This window comes from Streptomyces sp. NPDC029164 (assembly GCF_055563995.1).
Genome location: NZ_JBVHWW010000020.1, coordinates 1 through 22,363, shown reverse-complemented (window position 1 = coordinate 22,363; position 22,363 = coordinate 1). Strand labels below are relative to the sequence as shown.

Here is a 22,363-nt window from a genome sequence, read left to right as displayed (position 1 = left end):
GGGGCCTGCCCCCCACACAGACCGGAAAGACCATGGCTTCCACCACACCCACCCAGATAGACACGGCTCCGCCTGTCTCCACGAGCAAGGGGTCCACCGGCCGCGCCGGTGACAAGATCTTCGCCGGGCTCTCCAAGGGCTCCGGCATCCTGCTCCTGGTGATCATGGCGTCGATCGCCGGCTTCCTCACCTACCGTGCCTCGATCGCACTGTCGAAGAACGAGGGCAACTTCCTCACCACCTTCGACTGGAACGCGTCGGCCAACCCGCCCGTCTTCGGCATCGCCGTCCTGCTCTTCGGCACCGTCGTCAGCTCGATCATCGCGATGGCCATCGCGGTTCCGATCGCCGTCGGCATCGCCCTCTTCATCTCGCACTACGCGCCGCGCAAGCTGGCCGCGCCCCTCGCCTACGTGGTCGACCTGCTGGCCGCCGTGCCGTCGATCATCTACGGCATCTGGGGCGCCCTCTTCCTCGTCCCGCAGCTGAACGGCCTGAACCTCTGGCTGGACGAGTACCTGGGCTGGACCTACGTCTTCGACAAGTCCCAGGTCGGCGTCGCCCGCTCGCTCTTCACCGTCGGCATCCTGCTCGCGATCATGATCCTGCCGATCGTGACCAGCGTCAGCCGCGAGGTCTTCCTCCAGGTTCCGCGCATGAACGAGGAGGCCGCCCTGGCCCTCGGCGCGACCCGCTGGGAGGTCATCCGCATGTCGGTGCTGCCCTTCGGCCGCTCCGGCGTCATCTCCGCCTCGATGCTCGGCCTCGGCCGCGCACTCGGCGAGACCATGGCCGTCGCGACCGTCCTCTCCCCGAGCTTCCTGATCTCGCTGCACATCCTCGACCCGGGCGGCGGCACGTTCGCGCAGAACATCGCCGCCAAGTTCGACGAGGCCAACGAGTTCGGCCGGGACGCGCTGATCGCCTCCGGTCTGGTCCTCTTCCTGCTCACCCTGCTGGTCAACGGTGCAGCTCGCCTGATCATCGCTCGCCGCAAGGACTTCTCGGGGGCGAACGCCTGATGAGCCACGCACTCCAGGACCAGCGGCCCACCCGGGCCCCGAAGTCCGCCGCCCCCGCCAGCCTCACCCGAGGCGGCCTGCCCCGCTGGGCCCCGGCCGGCATCGCGCTCCTCTCGATCGCCCTCGGCAGCGGCATCGGCCTCGCCTTCGACCTCCACAGCAAGATCCAGTGGGGTCTCATCGCGGCCATCCTCTTCGTCGTGATCACGTACACCGCCAGCTCGGTGATCGAGAACCGCCGGCAGGCCAAGGACCGCGTCGCGACCTCCGTCATGTGGGTCTGCTTCGTCCTCGCCGTCATCCCGCTGCTCTCGCTGATGTGGACCACGATCAGCCGCGGCATCAAGGCCCTCGACGGCGCCTTCCTCAGCCACTCGATGAACGGCGTGACCAGCTTCGAGGAGGGCGGCGGTGTCTACCACGCACTGCTCGGCACCCTGGAGCAGGTCGCCCTGGCCACGCTGATCGCGGCCCCCATCGGCCTGCTGACCGCCGTCTACCTGGTCGAGTACGGCCGGGGCTCGCTCGCCAAGGCCGTCACCTTCTTCGTCGACGTGATGACCGGCATCCCCTCCATCGTCGCGGGTCTGTTCATCCTGACGACCTGGAACCTGATGCTCGGCTTCGGCCCCTCCGGCTTCGCCGGCGCCATGGCCCTGTCGATCCTGATGATGCCCGTCGTGGTCCGCTCCACCGAGGAGATGCTCAAGCTCGTCCCGAACGAGCTGCGCGAGGCCGCCCTCGCCCTCGGTGTGCCGAAGTGGCGCGTGATCGTCAAGGTCGTGCTCCCCACCGCCATCGGCGGCATCTCCACCGGTGTCATGCTGGCCGTGGCCCGCATCGCCGGTGAGACCGCGCCGATCATGCTGCTGGTCTTCGGTACCCAGCTGATCAACGGCAACCCCTTCGAAGGCGCCCAGTCCTCGCTCCCCCTCTACATCTGGGAGCAGTACAAGGTCGGCAGTGAAGCCTCCTACGACCGGGCGTGGGCCGCAGCCCTCGTACTGATCGCCTTCGTCATGATCCTCAATCTGGTGGCCCGCGGCATCGCCCGCTGGAAGGCCCCGAAGACCGGTCGCTGACGCGACTGTATGAAAGCGAAGTGACCCCTCATGGCGAAGCGAATCGACGTCAGCGGACTGTCCGCCTTCTACGGCACCCACAAGGCCATCGACGACATCTCGATGACCGTGGAGCCCCGCTCCGTGACCGCCTTCATCGGCCCCTCCGGCTGCGGCAAGTCCACCTTCCTGCGCACCCTCAACCGCATGCACGAGGTCACCCCCGGTGGCCGCGTCGAGGGCAAGGTGCTCCTGGACGACGAGAACCTGTACGGCACCGGCGTGGACCCGGTCGCGGTCCGCCGCACCGTCGGCATGGTCTTCCAGCGCCCGAACCCCTTCCCCACCATGTCGATCTTCGACAACGTGGCGGCGGGCCTGCGGCTCAACGGCTCCTTCAAGAAGTCCGAGCTGGCCGAGATCGTCGAGAAGTCCCTCCAGGGCGCCAACCTCTGGAACGAGGTCAAGGACCGCCTGAACAAGCCCGGCTCGGGCCTCTCGGGCGGCCAGCAGCAGCGTCTGTGCATCGCCCGCGCCATCGCGGTCGAGCCCCAGGTCCTGCTGATGGACGAGCCCTGCTCGGCCCTCGACCCGATCTCCACGCTGGCGATCGAGGACCTGATCGGCGAGCTGAAGGAGCGCTTCACGATCGTCATCGTGACGCACAACATGCAGCAGGCGGCCCGCGTCTCCGACCGCACCGCCTTCTTCAACCTCTCGGCGGTCGGCCAGCCCGGCAAGCTCATCGAGATCGACGACACGGACCGGATCTTCTCGAACCCGTCCGTGCAGGCGACCGAGGACTACATCTCGGGCCGCTTCGGCTAAAGAGATGTGCTGAACGTCCTGCGGTGCTGCATGGCGGTGCCACCGCAAGGCGAAAGAAAGAAAAAGGGCCGGCTCCCCCTGGGTGGGGGGAGCCGGCCCGCTTTCGTTCCCGCGTCCTGCTTCTCGCCGCTACACGAAGGCGAGGTTCACGATCCAGAAGCTGACCGCGGCGACCAGGGCCGCGGCCGGCATGGTGATGAACCAGCCCATCACGATGTTCTTGGCGACGCCCCAGCGGACCGCGTTCACGCGCTTGGTCGCGCCCACGCCCATGATCGCCGAGGTGATGACGTGCGTGGTGGAGATCGGCGCGTGGAAGAGGTACGCCGAGCCGAACATGATCGAGGCGCCCGTGGTCTCGGCCGCGAAGCCCTGCGGCGGGTCCAGCTCGATGATCTTGCGGCCGAGGGTGCGCATGATGCGCCAGCCACCCGCGTACGTACCCAGCGACAGCATCACGGCACACACGACCTTGACCCAGATCGGGATCGCGTCGTCCGCGCTCTGCACATCGGCGATGACCAGCGCCATCACGACGATGCCCATCGTCTTCTGCGCGTCCTGGAGGCCGTGGCCGAGCGCCATGGCGGCCGCCGAGACGGTCTGCGCGATACGGAACCCGTGCTTGGCCTTGTGCGGGTTGGACCGGCGGAACATCCACAGGATGATCACCATCACCAGGTAGCCGGCCACCAGACCGACGACCGGCGAGGCGAACATCGGGATGACGACCTTGTCGATCACCCCGCTCCAGATGACACCGGTGCCGCCCGCCAGCGCCGCGCCCACCATGCCGCCGAACAGCGCGTGCGAGGAGGACGAGGGCAGGCCGAAGTACCAGGTGATCAGGTTCCAGACGATCGCGCCGACGAGCGCCGAGAAGAGGATCCACATGCCCCGGTTGCCGTGGGGCGTCTCGATCAGGCCCTCGCTGACCGTCTTGGCGACCCCGCTGCCGAGGAAGGCGCCGGCGAGGTTCATCACGGCGGCCATCGCCAGCGCCGCGCGCGGGGTCAGCGCCCGCGTCGAGACGGAGGTCGCGATCGCGTTCGCCGAGTCGTGAAAACCGTTCGTATACGTAAAGCCGAGCGCGACACCGATGGTCACGACCAGAGCGAAGGTGTCCACGAGGTTCAGGACTCCTTGACCGCGATGGTCTCCACCGTGTTCGCAACGTGCTCGAACGCGTCGGCCGCCTCTTCGAGCACGTCGACGATCTGCTTGAGCTTCAGCACCTCGATGGCGTCGTACTTGCCGTTGAAGAGCTGAGCGAGCAGCTTGCGGTGGATCTGGTCGGCCTGGTTCTCCAGGCGGTTGACCTCGATCCAGTACTCGGTGAGGTTGTCCATCGTCCGCAGGTGCGGCATGGCCTCGGCGGTCAGCTCGGCCGCGCGCGCCAGGACCTCGATCTGCTGCTCGACACCCTTGGGGAGCTCCTCCACGTTGTAGAGGACGACGAGGTCGACGGCCTCCTCCATGAAGTCCATGATGTCGTCGAGCGACGAAGCGAGGTTGTAGATGTCCTCACGGTCGAACGGCGTGATGAAGGAGGAGTTCAGCTGGTGGAAGATCGCGTGGGTCGCGTCGTCCCCCGCGTGTTCCGCTGCCCGCATCCGCTCCGCGATCTCGACCCGGGCGGAGGAGTCCGCTCCGAGCAGTTCCATCAGGAGCTTGGAGCCCGTGACGATGTTGTCCGCGGATGCGGCGAACATGTCGTAGAAGCTCGTCTCCCTGGGGGTCAGACGAAATCGCACGTGAGGTCCTCGGGGTGCATTGGATTCGGTCAGGCTGATGCTAGGCGCATCCCCCGGCCACGGCTAACCGGCAGTTCCCCAGTGTCCTCCATCAGGCAGAGTGAGGACCACGGACCCCTGCCCCTTCGGCAGAGGCCCAGTACCCTATACCCACGAGGGGTATACATCCCTTCGTTCCGGACCACGGGAGGACGCATGACGATCATCGAGGCGGAGGGCTCCGGAGCCGACGCGCCCCAGGAGGGCGGAGCGGTCCACGGCTACCACCACCAGAAGGACGAGCACCTCAAGCGACTGCGCCGGATCGAGGGTCAGATCCGCGGCCTCCAGCGGCTCGTCGACGAGGACGTCTACTGCATCGACATACTCACCCAGGTCTCGGCGAGCACGAAGGCCCTCCAGTCCTTCGCGCTCCAGCTCCTGGAGGAACACCTGCGCCACTGCGTCGCCGACGCGGCGGTCAAGGGCGGCACCGAGATCGACGCGAAGGTCGAGGAAGCCACCAAGGCCATCGCCCGCCTCCTGCGCACCTAGCCCCGGGACACGGCGGTCAGCCCGACCAGATGCCCATCAGCACCTCGTCGATCCGGTCCTGACTGAGCCGCTCCTCCACCGCCGCCGACGCCGCGATGATCAGCTCACCGCACAGCTCGATCTCGGCGAGAGCCACGTGGTCCTGCACCGTCGTACCGCCTGCGGGAGTCACGCGTGTCACCTCAATCTGCCGTCTACGGTCATCGACGCTCGGGCCCGGCTTCTCAGCGTAGGGACGCCGTGCCCCGGGGCGCATGACACGGATGGACCATTTCCGGATACCGACCCATGGCCCGATCGCGCCGCTTCCCCTCCGCCCGCCCCACTATTCGGCGATCTTCCCGGCGTAAATGTCCCCACTTGCCGGCAATACGACGGTCACCGGCGTCCCGAACCCGTACAGCAGCGTGGTCGACGAGACATCGATCACGCCATTGTTGACGTACGTGAACCGGTGCCGGACCTTCCGCAGGCGCCCCTGCTCGTCCAGGTAGACGTCGAACGGCACGGTGTCCTTGCTGAACCCTTTCGCCGCCGCCTCCAGCTCGCCCCGCACCTCAGCCGACGCACTCTCCGCGGCCCGCCCGATGTCGGTGGTCCCCCGGTAGTGCCGCACCTTGGTGCCCGCCACCTCGGTCTCCCCGACGTACGTCACCTCCTGCGCGCCGCGCAGCAGCTCGGCCGCGACCAGCGGATCGGTGGCCCCGCCCGTGACCAGGTTCCCGTCGGCGAGGGTCGTCGTGTCGACCCGGACCCACTTGTCGGCGGGGACCCCCGCACCGCGGTTCTTCATGTACAGCGCGCCCGGCACGAGCAGCTCGGTGATGGGCCGGTGCTCGTCCTCGCCCTTCACATCGGTCGGGAGCATCACCAGGAGCTGCCCCATCCGGTTCTTGAAGTCGACCCCGCCCTCGCCGCGGATCGTGACCCGGGTCCCGCCCGTGGCCATCTCCATCGCCGTACGGGCCCGGGCGCTGCCCGTCTTCGTCAGCGCGTCCGCGGCTCCGCGGACCACCGCCGCCGCGTCCGCCGGAGGCCGCTCGTCACCGCCGGCACCGCCCGCGCACCCGCTCATCGCCGTGACGGCCAGGGCGACGCCGGCAGCGCGCACCGCCTCACCCGCACGTCCGGGCCGCCGCCTGTGCTGGTGCACCACCATCGCCTGCCAACCCCCAACGCATGACCGCTGCTTGCCCGAGGCCCCCACCCGCTCCGCTTAACGAGGTCCCGGGTTTCCCGTCACGGGGGCGCACCCTCCCCGGGCGGCGGCCCGCCCGGGTACCGTGGGGGTGTGGAACCGCACACCGACGCGACCCTGCTCCCTCCGCTTGCCTCCGGGCCGCTCCCGCGGCCGACGTCAGAGCCGCAGCCACCGACAGGCCACACCGCATCCACCGCCGAACGCGGCGCGTTCTCCCTGGCGGTCTGCACCTGCGGATGGTCCGGGCCGGCCCGCCGCTCCCGCGACCTGGCCCGCAAGGACGCCGCCCGCCACCAGGCGGCATGACGCGGGGACACCCGCACCACACCGACGGGTCCCGACCTAGCCCGTTCGGACGGCCCGGCTGGCCCGGGCGGACCGCAGCGGATGCCCTTGAGTCATGTCAGGATCCGCAGTCCGCCTCACGGCCCTCCTCTGGGCCCTGCTCATCGCGTTCGCCCCGGCCGCCGCGGCCTGGGCCAGACCCGTGGGCTCGGCGGACGGCCCGGCCGACGTGGCCCTGGCCATCGGGCTCACCTCCGCCGCGGCCGCGGCCACCGGCTGCTGGCTGCGCTCCCGGTACCGCCGCGACGGCGGCGCCGACGGAGGCGATCCGTGACCCCGCGGCCGCGCCGGCCGGCGGTCCGGGTGTTCTTCGCGGCGGCGGGGTTGTGCCTGCTGGTGGCCGCGCTGCTCGCCGTATGGGATTCCTACGCGCGGACCTGATTCCCCGTCGCCCTCAGGCGGCGAGGTCGTTCTCGTGCGTCCGCTGCCCCGCGGGCGGGTTCTGGGTCTGCGTCGAGAGGCCGACCGGCCGGGGCACCGCCCGGCCCTTGGCCCGTACGAGCCGCCCGACGCGCGGGGAGCCGGCCACCGCGCGCACCACCGGGGTGAGCAGCGCCATGGCGAGCGGCGCGAGCACGAGCACCACGGCAGTGCCGAGCGCGAGGCCGCCGATCACGTCGGTCGGGTAGTGGACGCCCATGTAGACGCGGCAGAAGCCTTCGGCGAGCGCGAGTCCGATCCCCAGGAGCCCCATCTTCCGGTTCGCCAGGAACAGGCCGACGCCCAGGGCCATCGCGAGGGTGGTGTGATCGCTGACGAAGGAGAACTCGGTGTTCCCGATGCCCACGCCGAAGCCGGGATCGAGCACCTGCACGCCCTCGTGGTGCCGGAACGGCCTTTGCCTTCCGACGAATTCGCGCAGCGGGACGTTCACGAGCAGGGCCAGCCCGGCGGCCAGCGGGGCCCACACCAGCGCGGCGAAGGACTCGACGGCCGTGGTCTCGTCCTGGCGGCGCGCACCGCGCCAGCACCACAACACCAGGAGCACCAGGGCCAGCAGGATCCCGTACTCACCGGCCAGGCTCACGGCCCGGTCCAGCCAGTCAGGCGCGTGCCGGGCCGCTCCGTTGACCTCGTACAGCAGGCTGACATCCACGTTCGGCCCACCGGTTGTGAGTCCAGCCATGGTGATGCGGCCCCTTGCCCTTGCCGTGGTTCCCCTGCGGGCGCACCCCTGTGTGCACCCCTTCGCCCCCCACTTGATCAACCCCCGCGCCCATGGAACGCCCGTTCTGGCATCTACGTTCCACTCTCCACCGAATGATCACTCCAACGTTATCGAAGAGTGACTCATCGTCGCAGCTCAGGGCCTTTGCCTCACGGAGAGTTGCTAGGGTGCCCGACCAGCACCGACCCGGTCCGGAAGGGCCTCCGCACCATCCTTCGTCACGCGCGTCGCACCGAAGTAGTCGGGGGTATCGATCTTGTCGAAGCGGATCACGGCACCGGTGTACGGGGCGTTGATCATGTATCCGCCGCCCACGTACAGCCCGACGTGCCGGATATCCCGGGAATTCGTCAGATCATCGGAGAAGAACACCAGGTCACCGGGAAGCAGTTGATCGCGCGAGGGATGCGACCCGGCGTTGTACTGGTCGTTGGCCACGCGCGGCAGCTGGATCCCCACCGTCTCGTACGCGGCCTTGGTCAGCCCGGAACAGTCGAACCGCCCGCCCTGGTCGGCCGTTCCGTTGCCGCCCCACAAGTACGGCGTACCGAGCTGCTTCTGCGCGAAGTAGATGGCCCCGGCGGCCTGTTGCGAGGGCGCCACCCGGCCGACCGGCCGCGCGAAGCTCTTCTCCAGGGCCCGGATGGCCTTCACGTAGCCCTGCGTCTCGCTGATCGGCGGCACGCCCCCGGCCTTGATGACGCGATAGGGGCCGGCGTTGTAGGCGGCGAGCATATTGTCGGACCGATCCCCCGGCACCTGGGCGACGTCCTTGGCGAGTTGGCAGTCGTACGAGGCCGCCGAGGGAATGGCGTCCTTGGGGTCCCAGATGTCCCGGTCGCCGTCACCGTCACCGTCGATGCCGTACGTGGCCCAGGTGCCCGGGATGAACTGGGCGATGCCACGAGCGTCGGCGTGACTCACCACGTCGGGCTTCCAGCCGCTCTCCGTGTAGAGCTGCGCGGCCAGCAGAGCCGGGTTGAGGGCGGGGCACAGGTTGCCCCACTTCTCCACCAGCGGCTGATAGATCGCCGGCACCGCTCCCTTGACCAGTCCGACGGCACCCTGCCGGCCGCCGTTCACGATCCCCGCCGCCGCCGAGTACGTACCGACGACGAGCAGCGCGACGAAGGTCAGGCACACACCGATCCCGAGCCCGCTTGCCATCCAGAACTTGCGCACTCGTCAACACTGCCTCATGGAACGTCACCTGACAGTGGATTCGTCAGCCAGACCCGGCACTATTTCACCGGAAAGCCGGTGCAATAGACGCTGCTGTACTCCTTGACGCCCCTGACCCGGTAGACCAGCACCGTCCAGTCACCGGGATCGTTGGCGAGCGGGATGGCCGGGAACCTCTTCGGGGTCCCCCGGTTGTCGACGAGCTGCGTGGCGAAGTCGTCCGGGTACGTCAGCTCCACCTCGCCGCCGGTGGCCGGGTCCTTGAGGTCGACGGGCTTGCTGGTGTAGCCGATCCCGTGGTTGTAGTCGCGGACGAACTCGTACGGGCGCTGGGTGCTCTCGTCGATCTCGTGCGGAGCCTTGACCCCGACGGACACGGCGTACGGGCCCGTCTCCGTGTTGTACGGCTTCAGGTACACACGGATCTTGACCTTGCCCGTGACGGTCTGCGCCTGCGGGTCGTCGGCGTCGACGACGGAACCCACCAGGTACTCCGCCCGCTCCTCCGCGGGCAGGCTGCAGCCCCCACCGCCCGGACCGGCACTGGTCCACAGGTCCCGCGACACCTTGTTCGGCTCGATGTGGTCGGGCACGGACCCCGAGCCGCTGCCGCCGTCCCGGGAAGAGGGGGCGGGACCCGGAGCCGGTCGGCCCGACGCGGACGGCCCGGTCGGGGCGCCGGGCGTGGACGCGGCGCTCGGCGCGCCCCCGGCCCGCTGCGCGCCGTCCTTGCCGTCCTCGCCGTCCTTGCCGTCCTTGCCGTCCTTCTCCAGGAACAGGTACCCGCCCGTGACGAGGCCGCCCGCCACCAGACCGCTGACGGCCGCCAGCGCCCAGCGCGGCGGACGCCGCCGGCCGCCGTCCCCGCCCGGGCCCTGGCCTTGGACGTGGCCCTGATCCTGGTTCCGGGCCGGACCGGCGGGGACGTACGTCGGCACGTAGCCCGAGCCGGCCGGCAGCCCCGGACCGATCGTCGACGGCAGCCCCGGCACCTGCGCGGCCCCGCCCGCGGTCGCCGTCAGCGCCGCGTACACCGGGTCGTCGACCAGGGCCGAGTCCACCGCGCAGCGCCGGATGATCTCGGCCAGGGCCGGCCGGTCCCCCGGCTCCGTCGCCACACAGGCCCGGATGAGCGCGGCCAGGTCCGGCTCCACACCCTCGACGTCGATCTCGCCGTGGACGGCACGGAAGTTGACCGCGGTCGGCTCCCCCGTCCCGTACGGCGCGCGGCCCGTCGCCGCGTAGGCGAGCGTGGCACCGAGCGCGAAGACGTCCGCGGCGTCCGCGACCTCGCCCCGCAACAGCACCTCGGGAGCCGTGTAGCCGGGGGTGCCCGGGGCCGCTCCGTCCTGCGTCAGCGCCGTCTCGGCCACGCCCTTGGCGATGCCGAAGTCGATGAGCTGCGGCCCCTGCCCGCCCAGGATCACGTTCTGCGGCTTGAGGTCCCGGTGCGTGACCCCGTACGCGTGCACGCTCGCCAGGCCCTCCGCCAGCGCGGCGAACAGCCTGCGGCACGCGGCGGCCGGCAGGGCCCCGTACTCGCGCACCGCATGACCGAGCGTGGGCCCGGCCACGTACTCGGTGGCGAGCCAGTAGGGCGGCGCCGCCAGCGACGCCTCGATCAGGTTCGCCGTGTACGCCGAGCGCACCGCGCGGACCGTCTCGGCCTCCCGGCGGAACCGCGCGAGGGCCTCCGGATGCCCGGTGATCTCTTCCCTGATCACCTTGATGGCGACCAGACGACCACCCGGCGACCGCCCGAGGTACACCTGCCCCATGCCACCGGCACCCAGCCGGGCCAGCAGTGCCTGCGCCCCGATGTGCGCCGGATCCGTGTCTCTGAGGGCCTCCATCCGCCCGAGCCTGCCACACACACGCCCCGTCCCTGGCAAGGGGGTTGGGTTCGCGGGGCGTCCGCTACCGGGGTGCGACGAAGAGGCTCTGCGCGCTGCGCCCGATGGGGCCCTTCTCGTCGTGCAGCAGCGCGTCCGCGAGCCCGATCCCGGCCGCGTCCACGCTCGTACGGGCCTCCACGCAGGCCCACTCCCCCAGCGGGTGGCGGTGCAGGTGCACGGTCAGGTCACCGTTGATGAAGACGTAGCGCCCGAAGTCCATCACCGCGCTGATGCCGTTGCCCGAGTCCGCGGCGATCAGCACCCGGTCCAGCGGCCTGGTCTCCTCCCCGGCGACCAGCGGCACCTTCATCCGCATCCAGCAGGTCCCGGGACCCGGCTCGACGAAGGCACCCTCGGTGAACCGGGTCTCCATGGCCGAGTGGTAGCCCGTGTCCCACGGCACCGGGAAGAACGGCGTCACGTCCACCTCCCCCGGCGGCGGCAGCCGCGGCCCCGGCGCGACGGCCGGCACGGCCTCCTCGGCCACCCGGATCCGCAGGGCCCGCGCCAGCATCACCGGCGCGGCCCCCGCCGGGGCGAGGGCCGCCTCGACCACCTCGGTGCTGCGCCCGGCCCGGAGCACGCTCGTGGTGATCTCCAGCTCGCCGATCGGCACCGGGCGCAGGATCTCGTACGTGATCCGGGCGATCCGCATGTCCGCGCGCGCACCCGGCCGCTCCTCGACGGCCCGCCCGAGCAGCGCGGCCGGCGGCCCGGCGTGCTGCGAGCCCGGGTCCCACGGCCCGCGCGTGTACTCGGTGGCGGCGAACCGCCCGGCATCACGTCGTTCGAAGAACCCCTCGGCAGCGCCCATACCCGCACGCTACCGACAGGTAACCGACTCCACAACGGCCGCCGGGGGGACGCCGGCGGGCTCGCCGACGTCCATCAGCGGGCAGCCAGCGGGCAGCCAGCGGGCCATCGGCGGGCCATCGGCGGCCAAACAGCGGCCAATCAGCGGGCGAACCCCAACCCCACCCCCAGCCCCACCAGCACCGACCCGATGGCCCGGTTCAGCGTCTTCTGCGCCTTCAGCATCCGGTCGCGCAGCCGCGAGTCGGAGAAGAACAGCGCCACCGCCCCGAACCAGCACAGGTGCGCCGCCGACATGAACAGCCCGTAGCCCGCCTGCTGCCACACCGGCGTGTCCGGGTTCACCACCTGGGTGAAGGTCGAGACGACGAACAGCGTCGTCTTCGGATTGAGCACATTGGTCAGGAACCCCGACCGCATCGCCCCCAGCGGGCTCAGCCGCGGCTTCGACTCCAGGTCCACGGACACCTCGGCCCGCGCCCGGAAGGTCCGTATCCCGATCCACACCAGATAGGCCGCACCCGCCAGCTTGATCGCGGTGAACAGCGCGGTGGACGAGGCGATCAGCAGACCGACCCCGAGCATCGTGTACGAGACGTGGACCAGGACTCCGGCCGCGACCCCGCCGGCGGCGAACAGCCCGGTGGGTCGCCCGTAGAGATAGCTGTTGCGGACCACCATGGCGAAATCGGCGCCGGGACTGATCACGGCGAGAAGAGTAATAACGGCGACTGCGATCACTTCGGTCATACGCCGATGCTCACGCCCACCCCCTCTCGGATCAACCCCGTCCGCCACCAGCAGACTTGAAGGATGACCACACACCCACGCCCCCTCCCGCTCTCCCTCACCCCCTACCGCCCCGCCGAGGACGGCCCCCTCCTGCGCACGTGGGTGAGGACCCCCGCCGAGCTGATGACCTGGGCGGGCCCCTCCTTCACCTGGCCCCTGGACGACGCCCAGCTCGCCGCCTACGCCGCCGAGCCCGGCCGGCACACGTGGACCGCCGTGTCCCCCGGCAACCACCGCATCGGGCACGTCTCCGTCGCCGGCACCCGCCTCGGCCGCGTACTGATCGCCCCCGAACAGCGCGCCCTGGGCCTCGGCCGGGCCCTCGTCTCCCAGGTCGTCGACCTCTGCTTCGGCGAGCTGGGCCTGCCGGAGCTCAGCCTCGGCGTCTGGGCCCACAACACGGCGGCGATCCGCATCTACGAAAACCTCGGCTTCCGCACCGAGCGAATCCTCAAGAACGTGGAGGAGGTCGACGGCGCCCGCTGGACCGCCCACCAGATGCGCCTCACCGCCCCCGCCCGGTGACAATGGACAGGTGCCGAACGACCTCCCCCTCCCGCTGCCCCTCCCGCTTCCCCTCCTGGAAGCCGACTGCGCGAACTGCTTCGCACTGTGCTGCGTGGCCCTGCCCTTCGCCAAGTCCCACGACTTCGCCGTGAACAAGCCCGCCGGCACCCCCTGCAAGAACCTCCGGCAGGACTTCCGCTGCGGGATCCACACGCGGCTGCGCGACACCGGCTTCCAGGGCTGCACGGTCTTCGACTGCTTCGGGGCGGGCCAGCAGGTCTCCCAGGTCACCTTCGGCGGCCGCGACTGGCGCGCCCACCCGGAGACCCGGGGGGAGATGTTCGAGGTCTTCCCGGTGATGCGGCACCTGCACGAGCTGCTCTTCTACGTCGCCGAGGCCCTGACCCTCCCGGACGCGACCCCGCTCCACCCGGAACTGCGCCGCCTGCTCGCGCAGACCGAACAGTGGACGCGCGCCGACGCCGAAGCCCTCACGGCCCTGGACATCACCCCGCTCCGCCAGGAGATCAACACCCTCCTGCTCGAAACCAGCGAGCTCGTACGGGCCAAGGTGCCGGGCCGCAAGAAAAACCACCGCGGCGCCGACCTGATGGGAGCCCGCCTCGCCGGAGCCGACCTGCGCGGCGCGAACCTCCGCGGCGCCTACCTGATCGCCGCCGACCTCCGCCGCGCCGACCTCCGCACGGCCGACCTGATCGGCGCCGACCTCCGCGACGCCAACCTCCGCGGCGCGGACCTCCGCCACGCCGTCTTCCTCACCCAACCGCAACTCAATGCCGCCCAAGGCGACCCCACCACCCAATTCCCCCCCACCCTCACCCGCCCCACCCACTGGACCTGACCAACGCCCCAGCCCGACCCATCCCAGCCCCGCCGACGCTCAAGGCGCGGGGCCCGGGGCGGAGCCCCGATCTCTGAGCCGCACCGTCCGGCGGCGCCGGAACTGCTCCCGCGTCAGGTCGACCCGTACGCCCCCGGGCAGCAGGTTCCACCAGTGGTAGCCCTCCGGCCGTCCGTCGTGGAACGACGACGGACGGACGAAAGATCGGACAAATGTCAGCGGGTCAGCCCAACGACACGCGACCCGACCGCGCCGAACGGCCGCCCCTCGCCCCACCCGTACGCCGAGACGACAATCATTGCCCGGCGTCACCCCTCGTGATACACAGAGTGACCGCATGTTCTTGCGCATACACACCGCCCCTGCCCAGGTCAGAGCGCGGAGGCCGGACGCGGTCCGCGAGATCGGGTAAAGAGAGCCGTCAAGTCGACGACGGCGGCGGTTTCATCAGCGAAGATAGTGCGTAACCCCTGCCGTCGGGCAGTGGGCTTCCGGAACTACCCATACAGGGGCGGTGAGTTACATGATCCTGGCAGCCGAAAAGGGCGACATCACCACCATCATCGGCGGAATCGCCCCGAACTGGGGGCCGTTCGGCAGTCTCGGCAACGAAGCGAAGGTCATGATCGAAGTGGTCATGGCCGTGGCGATCCTCCTGTGCCTGGGCATCGCCATCTGGGGGGCCGCCAAACAGCGCATCGGCGCGACCGCCCTGCGCGACACGTTCAGCGCGGAACAGGGCAAGGGCCTGATCGTGGCCGGCCTCACGGGCGTCTTCATCATCGGCTCCCTGGGCACCCTCTTCACCATCGTCTACGGAATGGCCGTCTAGCCGGGCCACACCGCGGGCCGTACCTGATGAGGAATCACCACACCGCGCCTACGCGGGAACCAGCGCTACCGTCGTACGACGCGGAGGGGGCCGACACGGAATGAGCAACGACGACCAGTACGGCGGCGGCCACGGCGAGGTCGGCGGCACGGGCCAGACCCGCACCCGCCTCCCGGACTCCCCCGCCGACCCGTACGGCCCCACCCGCCGCACCCCCCGCACCGCCCGCAGCCTCGTCACGGTGGTCGGCGTCGTGGTCCTCCTGATCGCCGCCATCGCGTTCGCGAACCAGTCCCCGGACACCCCCGAGGACAAGCCCGCGGACAACAACCCGGCCGCCTCCTCCACCGCGGCCACGGGCACGACCCCGGTCACCGGCAAGACCTCGGGCATCCCCAGAGGCTTCGCCCACGACGAACAGGGCGCCCAATCAGCCGCCGCCAACTACGCGGTCGCCCTCGGCTCCGACGGCATGTTCGACACGACCCGCAGGCGGGCGATCGTCCAGGCCGTCTACCTGCCCGACGTGGCTGCGGCGCGCCAGAGCGACCTCGACAAGGTCTACGGAGACCCGGAGTTCCTGGCCCGTATCGGCCTCGAGGCCGGAGGCAAGGCCCCCAAGGGGATGACGTTCATCTCCCGCACGAACCCGGTGGGTACGAAGGTGGAGAAGTACAGCGCCGACACCGCGAGTGTCTCCGTCTGGTACTCGGCGCTGTTCGGCATCGCCGGCGAGGGCTCGAAGAACCCGGTCTCGGAAGGCTGGTACACGAACACCTTCGAGCTGAGGTGGCTCAACGGCGACTGGCTGGTCTCCAACTTCACGCAGAAGGACGGCCCGGCTCCGGTGGGCCGGGACCAGTCAGCTGCCTCGGCGGAGGAAATGGCCGCCGCGGTGTCACAGTTCGGGGGACTGACCTATGCACGCTGACCGTCACGGCCGTCGCGGCTTGTCCCTCACGGCCGTCGTGGCGGCCGTGCAGACCGCTCTCGTGCTCTTCGCCGGCCGCGCGGTGGCAGCACCGACACCGGCCCCCAGTGCCACCCCGACCCCGCAGGCGACGAACAACCCCTGCGACCTGATCCGCGGCCCCGCCAAGGAGTACTGCGAGCGCGGCGAAGGCGGCGGCGGAGCCCCCCGCACAGGCCTGGCGCCCAGCGACCCGGCCGACGCCCTCAACCCCCTCGCCTCCCTCGCCCGAGGCTGCGCCGACGCCGCCGCCTGGATCGTCACCAAGCTCAGCGAAGCGGTCAACGGCTCGGCCGAAGTCGACTTCACCAACCCCGCCTTCCTCAAGCAGTACTCCGTCGTCTTCGCCGCCTCCACCATCCTCACCCTCGTCCTCTGGCTCTTCGCCGTCGCCAAGCGAGCCGTCCGCGGCGTCCCCCTCACCACCGCCATGTCCGAAGCCATCGGCTTCCTCTGGCTCACCGTCCTCGCCTCCGCCTTCACCCCCCTGATCCTCTACACCGTCGTCTCCGCCACCGACGGCGTCACCGCCGTCATCGCCTCCGCCACCGGCGGCCAGACCGACGTCTTCTTCGGCTCCTTCTCCGAGGCCCTCAAGAAGGGCGACGACATCGGCGGCGGCCCGATCATGCTGATCGTCGTCGCGCTCGTCACCGTCCTCGCCGCCGGCGTGCTCTACCTGGAGCTCTTCATCCGGGCCGCCCTCCTCTACGTCGGCGCCCTCCTCGGCGTCGTCGTCTACTCCGGCCTCGTCGACCGCAACCTCTGGGGCCATGTCCGCCGCTGGGCCGGCATCATGATCGCCGTCATCCTCGTGAAGCCGGTCATCGTCATCGTCCTCGGCCTCGCCGGAGCCCTGACCGGCGAAAAGGGCCCGAACGCCTTCTCCGCCGTCGTCACCGGACTCGCCATCATCCTCCTGGCGATCTTCGCCTCCGCGATGATCTACCGCTTCGTGCCCGGCTTCGGCGACGAGATCGCCTCCGCCCGCTCCAACCGCAGCAAGGCCACCGACGGCGCCCAGGCCGCCGCCGTCATCAGCTCCCCGGCCTCCCTCGTCTCGCAGGGCATCAAGACCCACAGCAGCCGCGGCGCCCACCGCGGAGGCGACGGCGGAGGCGGCAACAACGCCCCCCGCCCCGCCAACCCCCTCTCCGGAGGCGTGGCCGCCCACAGCAGCCGCCCCACCTCCGGCGGCGGAGGCGGCGGATCTGTCCCCTCCGCCGCACCCGCACCCCGCACGAGTTCGAGTACGAGGAACACAGGAGGTGACGGGCGTTGACGACCCAGTCCCACCAGATGCACCCGGTCGCACCCCGCCGCACGTATCTCATCGGCCGGGCCCGGCCGAACGCGATCGTCGGCAAGAACCGCGAGACCGGTGAGATCGCCCTGATCATCGCCGGGGCGTTCTTCGGCATGATGAGCGGACTGCTCGTCCCCGACCTCACCCTGCGCATCGTCAGCCTCGCCGGCTTCCCCATGATCGCGCTCGCCGCCGTGTACGTCCCGTACAAGGGCCGCACCTTCTACCGCTGGTTCGAGATCAGCCGCAGCTACAAGCGCACCCTCCGCCGCGGCACCACCTACCGCTCCTCCGCCATCGAGGCCGGCACCCGCGCCGCCGACGGCCGCGAGGTCGAGGTCGGCCCGCCCCCCGGCATCGGCCGGATCAACTGGCTCGCCGCCCCCTTCGGCCCCGACGAGATCGCCGTACTCCTCCACGCGGACCGGCGCACCGTCACCGCCGCCATCGAGATCGAGGGCCCCGGCGTCGGCCTGCGCGACAGCGAGGACCAGGAGGCCCTCGTCGACCGCTTCGGCACCCTCCTCAAGCACGTGGCCAACGGCGACGGCTTCGTCACCCGCCTCCAGATGCTCGCCCGCACCCTGCCCGCCGACCCCGACGCGCACGCCAAGGACGTGGCCCAGCGCGGCGACACCCAGGCCCCCGGCTGGCTGCGCGAGTCCTACGAACAGCTCCAGTCGATGGTGTCGACCTCCTCCGAGCAGCACCGCGCGTACCTCGTCGCCTGCATGCACTACACGCGCGAACTCGCCGCCGAGGCCCACACCATCGCCCGCGCCGCCACCCCCCGCAAGGGCCGCAAGCTCGACCGCGACGCCGGCCTCGCCATCGTCATGGCCCGCGAGCTCACCGACATCTGCGCCCGCCTCGCCGAAGCCGACATCCGCGTACGCCAGCCGCTCGGCCAGGGCCGCCTGTCCTCCCTCGTGCACTCCATGTACGACCCGGACCACCCCATCGACCACATCCAGGCCATGACCAAGCGCAACGCCTGGCCGGCCGAACTCGACGCCGTCGAGCCCACCTTCCTCCAGGCCAAGACCCGCGAGTCCTCCACCCGCGCGCCCTGGTGCCACGCCACCGCCTGGGTCAAGGAGTGGCCGATGACGCCCGTCGGCGTCAACTTCCTCGCCCCCCTCCTCGTCCACACCCCCGACGTCATCCGCACCGTCGCCGTCACCATGGACCTGGAGCCCACCGAGGTCGCCATCGAGCGGATGCTCACCGAGAAGACCAACGACGAGGCCGACGCCTCCCGCGCCGCCAAGATGAACCGCACCGTCGACCCCCGCGACATCGCCGCCCACGGCCGGCTCGACCAAAGAGGTGAAGATCTCGCCAGCGGTGCGGCCGGAGTCAACCTCGTCGGGTACATCACGGTGTCCTCGCGTTCGCCCGAAGCCCTCGCCCGCGACAAGCGGACGATCCGCGCCTCCGCCGGCAAGTCCTACCTGAAGCTGGAGTGGTGCGACCGCGAGCACCACCGCGCCTTCGTCAACACCCTGCCGTTCGCCACCGGCATCCGACGCTAGCTGGAGGGAAGTGCCGCCCATGCGAGATCCCATGTCCGCCCTGACGGACGCCTTCACCAGCTTCCTCTTCGGCAAAGTCGAGACCACGCGCCTGCCCGTACGCACCTCCACCGGGCAGGCGCAAGCCGTCTACCTGCCCACCGCCGCCCCCGGACTCGGCGACTCCGGCGTCATCATCGGCCGCGAGGTCTACAGCGGCAAGGGCTACATCTACGACCCCTTTCAGCTCTACGGACAGCAGCTCCCGGCCCCCCACTGGCTGGTCCTCGGCGAATCCGGCAACGGCAAGTCCGCCCTGGAGAAGACGTACGTCCTGCGCCAGCTCCGCTTCAAGGACCGCCAGGTCGTCGTCCTCGATGCCCAGGGCGAGGACGGCGTCGGCGAGTGGAACCTGATCGCCCAGCAGCTGGGAATAACCCCCATCCGCCTGGATCCGATCGCCGCCAACGACGACGGCATCCGCCTCAACCCCCTCGACCCGGCCATCACGACGACCGGGCAGCTCGCGCTGCTCCGGACCATCATCGAGGTGGCCATGGGCCACGGCCTCGACGAGCGCGCCGGCTTCGCCCTCAAGGTCGCGCACGCCTACGCCGTCGACACCATCCGCGACCGCCAGCCCGTCCTCACCGACATCGTCGAGCAACTGCGCCACCCCGAGGCCGAATCCGCCCTCGCGATGAACGTCGACATAGACGATGTCCGGGCCTGGGGCCTCGACGTCGCGCTCGTCATCGACCGCCTCGTCGACGGCGACCTGCGCGGCATGTTCGACGGCCCCACCACCGTCGGCATCGACCTCGACGCGCCCCTCATCGTCTTCGACCTGTCCCACATCGACCGCAACTCCATCGCCATGCCCATCCTCATGGCGATCGTCGGAGTGTGGCTGGAACACACCTGGATCCGCCCGGACCGGAAAAAGCGGATCTTCCTGGTCGAAGAGGCCTGGCACATCATCAACAGCCCCTTCGTGGCCCAGCTGTTCCAGCGCCTGCTGAAGTTCGGCCGCCGCCTCGGCCTGTCCTTCGTCGCCGTCGTCCACCACCTCTCCGACGTCGTCGACGGCGCGGCCGCCCGCGAGGCCGCGGCCATCCTCAAGATGGCCTCGACCAGAACCATTTACGCCCAGAAGGCGGACGAGGCACGCGCCACCGGCCGCGTCCTCGGCCTCCCCCGCTGGGCCGTGGAAATCATCCCCACGCTCACCCCCGGCATCGCCGTCTGGGACGTCAACGGCAACGTCCAGGTGGTCAAACACCTGATCACCGAAGCCGAACGCCCCCTCGTCTTCACGGACCGCGCCATGACCGAATCCTCCACACCCATCCGCTTGTCCGAAGACATGCTGGCCGCCGAACTCGAAGCGGAGGAACGCGCCCTGTCCATCGAACGCAGCCGCGGCAACGGCGGCCCGGGTTCCGCGACCACGGTGGCCTGACCATGCACGACGCACGACGTACGGAGTCCTCCGCGCGCGGCGGCGGCATCCCGGACGGCCTGCTGGTCGGCCTCCTGGCCTTCCTCCTCGGCCTGGCCGTCCTCGTCTGGTCGGCCACCGGCCTGGCCGCCGTCTTCGCCAAGGGCACCTGGCCCGACACGGTCACCTTCACCCGGACCCCGGAAGCCGTGCGCGCCCTGATAGCGGAACCGCACGACATCCCCGCCGCCTGGCCGGACACCGACCCGGGGGCCCTCTCGGGCTGGGGCCTGTTCTGGGGCCTGTTCGTCAGCCAGCTCCTGGTGATGTTCGTGCTCACCGTCTTCGCCATCGGCGTGATCGCCCGCACCAAGTCCCGCCGCGCCCTGACCAAACAGACCGCGCCGCCGACGTCCGAGGCACACGCGCCCGCGGGCACCGCCCCCCTTCCAGCCCCGCCGACGCTCGAGGCACACGCGCCCGCGGGCACTGCCCCCGTTCCAGCCTCGCCGGCGTTTGAGGCGCGGGGGTCTGGGGGCAGCGCCCCCGTTCCAGCCTCGCCGGCGTTTGAGGCGCGGGGGTCTGGGGGCAGCGCCCCCAGCAACCCACCCGCACCGTCCGACGAGGCCTACCGCTACGGCTTCGGCTACGCCCCCCAGCCGGCGGCAGCCCCCGCACCCCCCAACGGCCTCACCTACGCCGCCCCCGGCGACCGCCTCCGCGCCGCCACTCACCGCATCGGCGAAGCCACCGGCGCAGTCCTCGTCGTGACCTCCTCCCCCGCTCTCTGGGCCGAGACCAAGGACGCCCGCGCCAAACTCGGCCCGGTCCTCCTCTACGACCCCTCACACCTGTGCGACACCCCGGCCCGCATGCACTGGAACCCGGCCGACGGCTGCGCCGACCGCGACACCGCCGCCGCCCGCGCGATCGCCCTACTGGCCCCCGTACGCCCGCAGGCCCGCATGGACGCGGCGGTCGCCGACACCGCGGAAACGCTCCTGCGCAGCTGGCTCCAGGCCGTCGCCCTCGACGGCCGCCCGTTCAAGCAGCTCCACCGCTGGGCCCAGGGCAACAGCGCCCAGGACCCGGTCCGCATCCTGCGCACCCACCCCCAGGCCGCCCCCGGCGCGGCCGGCGAGCTGGAGAGCGCCCTCACCGCCCACCCCGAACGCCGGGAACTGGCCCAGAACCTGACGGCCCGGGCCCTCTCCTGCCTGACCTCGATCCACATCCGCGAGGCCTGCAATCCGAACCGAACAGATGCACTCACCTTGGCATCGTTCGTGACCGAAGGGGGCACCCTCTACATGGTGGGTGAGCCTCTGGAGGATCCCCGCACCCACCCGGGTGCGATGCCCCTGCTGACCGCACTCGCCTCGCACGTGGTCGAGCACGGCCGCCGCATGGCCGCACGGTCATCCCACGGTCGGCTCGACCCACCACTGTCCCTGGTCCTGGACGACGTGGCCGCCGTGGCCCCGATCCCCCAGCTCCCGGAGCTCCTGGCCCAGGAGGCCCTTCCCCTCCTGGCCCTGTGCCGCAGCCGCGAACAGGCCCGCTCCCGCTGGCCCGACGCGCACCTGCCCTGAGACCCGGCTCAGGGCCTCGGGATCACGAACTCCATCTCCATGGCGGACGGGTCGCTCTCCAACGGCACCCGCACACCACTGTCCTGGAACCCGATGCGCCGGTAGAAGGCCTGCGCCCGCTCGTTCCGCTCGTGCACGTAGAGCCGTACGCGTTCCAGCGCGGGCCCCTCCAGCGACCAGGCCCACTCCAGGCCCGCGCGGAACAGCTGCTCGGCCACCCCGGTACCCCGCACGCCCTCGCGGACGAACACGCCCACGACGTGTCCCTGGGTCGTCTCGATCTCACGGTCGAGGAAGTCGGTGGTGCCGAGTTCCTCGACCAGTACGGCCACGGAGCCGTTCCACTCCCCGTCGGGCGCCACGGCCACGAACTGCCGCACGGCCCGCCCGGAAGCGGCGCCGGCGGTGCGCTCCTGCCAAAAAACGTCCGACCTGGCCTCGGCAAGCTCGGCGGTGTCGAGGAAGGCGATGGGGGCCGCGGGATCCCGGAGCGAGTCGAGCCGCAGATCCCTGACCTTCTCCCATTCGTCCTCGCGCACCGGACGTATCACATGCTGGATATCACTCATAGTCGCCGATCCTAACCAGCGGACCGTGCAGACTTCATCCGGATAACACTGCCGGTAAACGCAGAAAAGCCCCGCACCGGGCCCGAAGGCTTGGTGCGGGGCTTTCCCACAATGATTGTTCGGCGGCGTCCTACTCTCCCACAGGGTCCCCCCTGCAGTACCATCGGCGCTGAAA

General features: G+C 70.5%; 25 protein-coding genes. 14 read left to right on the top strand and 11 right to left on the bottom strand.

Translation table 11 applies throughout. From position 1 onward, the window contains the following. The first annotated feature begins 32 nt into the window (after window positions 1-32). The 3 genes from pstC to pstB are packed head-to-tail and all read left to right on the top strand — an operon-like array spanning window position 33 to window position 2,911. Window positions 33-1,022 carry a phosphate ABC transporter permease subunit PstC gene (pstC, locus tag ACZ4VT_RS20185; protein WP_467951391.1) on the top strand — a complete coding sequence of 330 codons (990 nt, stop codon included), beginning with the start codon at window positions 33-35 and terminating at the stop codon, window positions 1,020-1,022. Beyond that, entirely contained in the window at window positions 1,022-2,104 is a 1,083-nt protein-coding gene (pstA, locus tag ACZ4VT_RS20180; protein WP_467951389.1) for a phosphate ABC transporter permease PstA, read from the top strand. Before pstC ends, pstA begins: the two co-directional genes overlap by 1 nt. Before the next feature lie 30 nt (window positions 2,105-2,134). Continuing rightward, window positions 2,135-2,911 (top strand): phosphate ABC transporter ATP-binding protein PstB, encoded by a 777-nt coding sequence (gene pstB / locus ACZ4VT_RS20175; protein WP_467951387.1) that lies wholly within the window; start codon window positions 2,135-2,137, stop codon window positions 2,909-2,911. Between the two features lie 129 nt (window positions 2,912-3,040). Here the strand turns inward: pstB and ACZ4VT_RS20170 are convergent, their stop codons facing one another. Together ACZ4VT_RS20170 and ACZ4VT_RS20165 are read right to left on the bottom strand one after the other, a co-directional pair. Then, on the bottom strand, window positions 3,041-4,039 hold the full coding sequence (locus ACZ4VT_RS20170) for an inorganic phosphate transporter (RefSeq protein ID WP_467951385.1): 999 nt from the start codon (window positions 4,037-4,039) through the stop codon (window positions 3,041-3,043). A 5-nt stretch (window positions 4,040-4,044) separates the two neighbouring features. Beyond that, the gene (locus ACZ4VT_RS20165; RefSeq protein ID WP_033225924.1) at window positions 4,045-4,665 is read right to left on the bottom strand and encodes a DUF47 domain-containing protein; all 621 of its coding nucleotides are present in this window, start codon (window positions 4,663-4,665) and stop codon (window positions 4,045-4,047) included. A 195-nt stretch (window positions 4,666-4,860) separates the two neighbouring features. On the opposite strand from ACZ4VT_RS20165, the gene ACZ4VT_RS20160 reads away from it, so the two are divergent. Further along, window positions 4,861-5,199 carry a metal-sensitive transcriptional regulator gene (locus tag ACZ4VT_RS20160; RefSeq protein WP_351299756.1) on the top strand — a complete coding sequence of 113 codons (339 nt, stop codon included), beginning with the start codon at window positions 4,861-4,863 and terminating at the stop codon, window positions 5,197-5,199. A gap of 16 nt (window positions 5,200-5,215) precedes the next feature. Here the strand turns inward: ACZ4VT_RS20160 and ACZ4VT_RS20155 are convergent, their stop codons facing one another. Next, entirely contained in the window at window positions 5,216-5,371 is a 156-nt protein-coding gene (locus ACZ4VT_RS20155) for a hypothetical protein (protein WP_327419582.1), read from the bottom strand. A gap of 153 nt (window positions 5,372-5,524) precedes the next feature. Continuing rightward, window positions 5,525-6,358, bottom strand: a complete 834-nt coding sequence (locus ACZ4VT_RS20150) for an SCO4651 family lipoprotein (RefSeq protein ID WP_467951382.1) — start codon at window positions 6,356-6,358, stop codon at window positions 5,525-5,527. A gap of 132 nt (window positions 6,359-6,490) precedes the next feature. Here ACZ4VT_RS20150 and ACZ4VT_RS20145 point away from each other — a divergent pair, with 132 nt between their 5' ends. Beyond that, a complete protein-coding gene (locus tag ACZ4VT_RS20145) occupies window positions 6,491-6,706 on the top strand; it encodes a hypothetical protein (RefSeq protein WP_467951380.1) in 216 nt (71 codons plus the stop codon). Between the two features lie 94 nt (window positions 6,707-6,800). Next, window positions 6,801-7,019: a hypothetical protein gene (locus ACZ4VT_RS20140; RefSeq protein ID WP_467951378.1), complete on the top strand. Its 219-nt coding sequence runs from the start codon at window positions 6,801-6,803 to the stop codon at window positions 7,017-7,019. 120 nt (window positions 7,020-7,139) lie between these two features. Here the strand turns inward: ACZ4VT_RS20140 and ACZ4VT_RS20135 are convergent, their stop codons facing one another. From ACZ4VT_RS20135 to ACZ4VT_RS20115, 5 genes are all read right to left on the bottom strand, one after another. Continuing rightward, window positions 7,140-7,871, bottom strand: a complete 732-nt coding sequence (locus ACZ4VT_RS20135; protein WP_467951376.1) for a phosphatase PAP2 family protein — start codon at window positions 7,869-7,871, stop codon at window positions 7,140-7,142. 204 nt (window positions 7,872-8,075) lie between these two features. Further along, on the bottom strand, window positions 8,076-9,095 hold the full coding sequence (locus tag ACZ4VT_RS20130) for a C40 family peptidase (RefSeq protein ID WP_362808279.1): 1,020 nt from the start codon (window positions 9,093-9,095) through the stop codon (window positions 8,076-8,078). A gap of 59 nt (window positions 9,096-9,154) precedes the next feature. Further along, entirely contained in the window at window positions 9,155-10,948 is a 1,794-nt protein-coding gene (locus ACZ4VT_RS20125) for a serine/threonine-protein kinase (RefSeq protein WP_467951374.1), read from the bottom strand. Between the two features lie 64 nt (window positions 10,949-11,012). Next, window positions 11,013-11,804, bottom strand: a complete 792-nt coding sequence (locus tag ACZ4VT_RS20120) for a thioesterase family protein (protein WP_467951372.1) — start codon at window positions 11,802-11,804, stop codon at window positions 11,013-11,015. A gap of 140 nt (window positions 11,805-11,944) precedes the next feature. Beyond that, entirely contained in the window at window positions 11,945-12,553 is a 609-nt protein-coding gene (locus ACZ4VT_RS20115; protein WP_467951370.1) for a LysE family translocator, read from the bottom strand. Window positions 12,554-12,616: 63 nt separating this feature from the next. Between ACZ4VT_RS20115 and ACZ4VT_RS20110 the strand changes: the two genes are divergently transcribed. Then, window positions 12,617-13,120, top strand: a complete 504-nt coding sequence (locus ACZ4VT_RS20110) for a GNAT family N-acetyltransferase (RefSeq protein ID WP_467951368.1) — start codon at window positions 12,617-12,619, stop codon at window positions 13,118-13,120. A gap of 10 nt (window positions 13,121-13,130) precedes the next feature. Continuing rightward, complete coding sequence (locus ACZ4VT_RS20105) at window positions 13,131-13,964, top strand: pentapeptide repeat-containing protein (RefSeq protein WP_467951366.1); 834 nt, start codon at window positions 13,131-13,133, stop codon at window positions 13,962-13,964. Window positions 13,965-14,003: 39 nt separating this feature from the next. On the opposite strand, the gene ACZ4VT_RS20100 is transcribed toward ACZ4VT_RS20105, so the two are convergent. Then, window positions 14,004-14,303, bottom strand: coding sequence for a YunG family protein (locus ACZ4VT_RS20100; RefSeq protein ID WP_467951573.1), 300 nt, complete (start codon window positions 14,301-14,303; stop codon window positions 14,004-14,006). A gap of 184 nt (window positions 14,304-14,487) precedes the next feature. Between ACZ4VT_RS20100 and ACZ4VT_RS20095 the strand changes: the two genes are divergently transcribed. From ACZ4VT_RS20095 to ACZ4VT_RS20070, 6 genes are all read left to right on the top strand, one after another. After that, window positions 14,488-14,796, top strand: a complete 309-nt coding sequence (locus tag ACZ4VT_RS20095; protein WP_008742356.1) for a hypothetical protein — start codon at window positions 14,488-14,490, stop codon at window positions 14,794-14,796. 100 nt (window positions 14,797-14,896) lie between these two features. Next, complete coding sequence (locus ACZ4VT_RS20090) at window positions 14,897-15,727, top strand: hypothetical protein (protein WP_467951364.1); 831 nt, start codon at window positions 14,897-14,899, stop codon at window positions 15,725-15,727. Further along, window positions 15,717-17,048: a hypothetical protein gene (locus ACZ4VT_RS20085; RefSeq protein ID WP_467951362.1), complete on the top strand. Its 1,332-nt coding sequence runs from the start codon at window positions 15,717-15,719 to the stop codon at window positions 17,046-17,048. Before ACZ4VT_RS20090 ends, ACZ4VT_RS20085 begins: the two co-directional genes overlap by 11 nt. Then, complete coding sequence (locus ACZ4VT_RS20080) at window positions 17,045-18,607, top strand: SCO6880 family protein (protein WP_362859040.1); 1,563 nt, start codon at window positions 17,045-17,047, stop codon at window positions 18,605-18,607. Before ACZ4VT_RS20085 ends, ACZ4VT_RS20080 begins: the two co-directional genes overlap by 4 nt. A 19-nt stretch (window positions 18,608-18,626) precedes the next feature. Beyond that, entirely contained in the window at window positions 18,627-20,048 is a 1,422-nt protein-coding gene (locus ACZ4VT_RS20075) for an ATP-binding protein (RefSeq protein ID WP_467951360.1), read from the top strand. Between the two features lie 2 nt (window positions 20,049-20,050). Beyond that, window positions 20,051-21,619 (top strand): P-loop NTPase family protein, encoded by a 1,569-nt coding sequence (locus ACZ4VT_RS20070; protein ID WP_467951359.1) that lies wholly within the window; start codon window positions 20,051-20,053, stop codon window positions 21,617-21,619. 8 nt (window positions 21,620-21,627) lie between these two features. Here the strand turns inward: ACZ4VT_RS20070 and ACZ4VT_RS20065 are convergent, their stop codons facing one another. Further along, window positions 21,628-22,179, bottom strand: coding sequence for a GNAT family N-acetyltransferase (locus ACZ4VT_RS20065; RefSeq protein ID WP_467951571.1), 552 nt, complete (start codon window positions 22,177-22,179; stop codon window positions 21,628-21,630). Window positions 22,180-22,363: the final 184 nt, after the last annotated feature.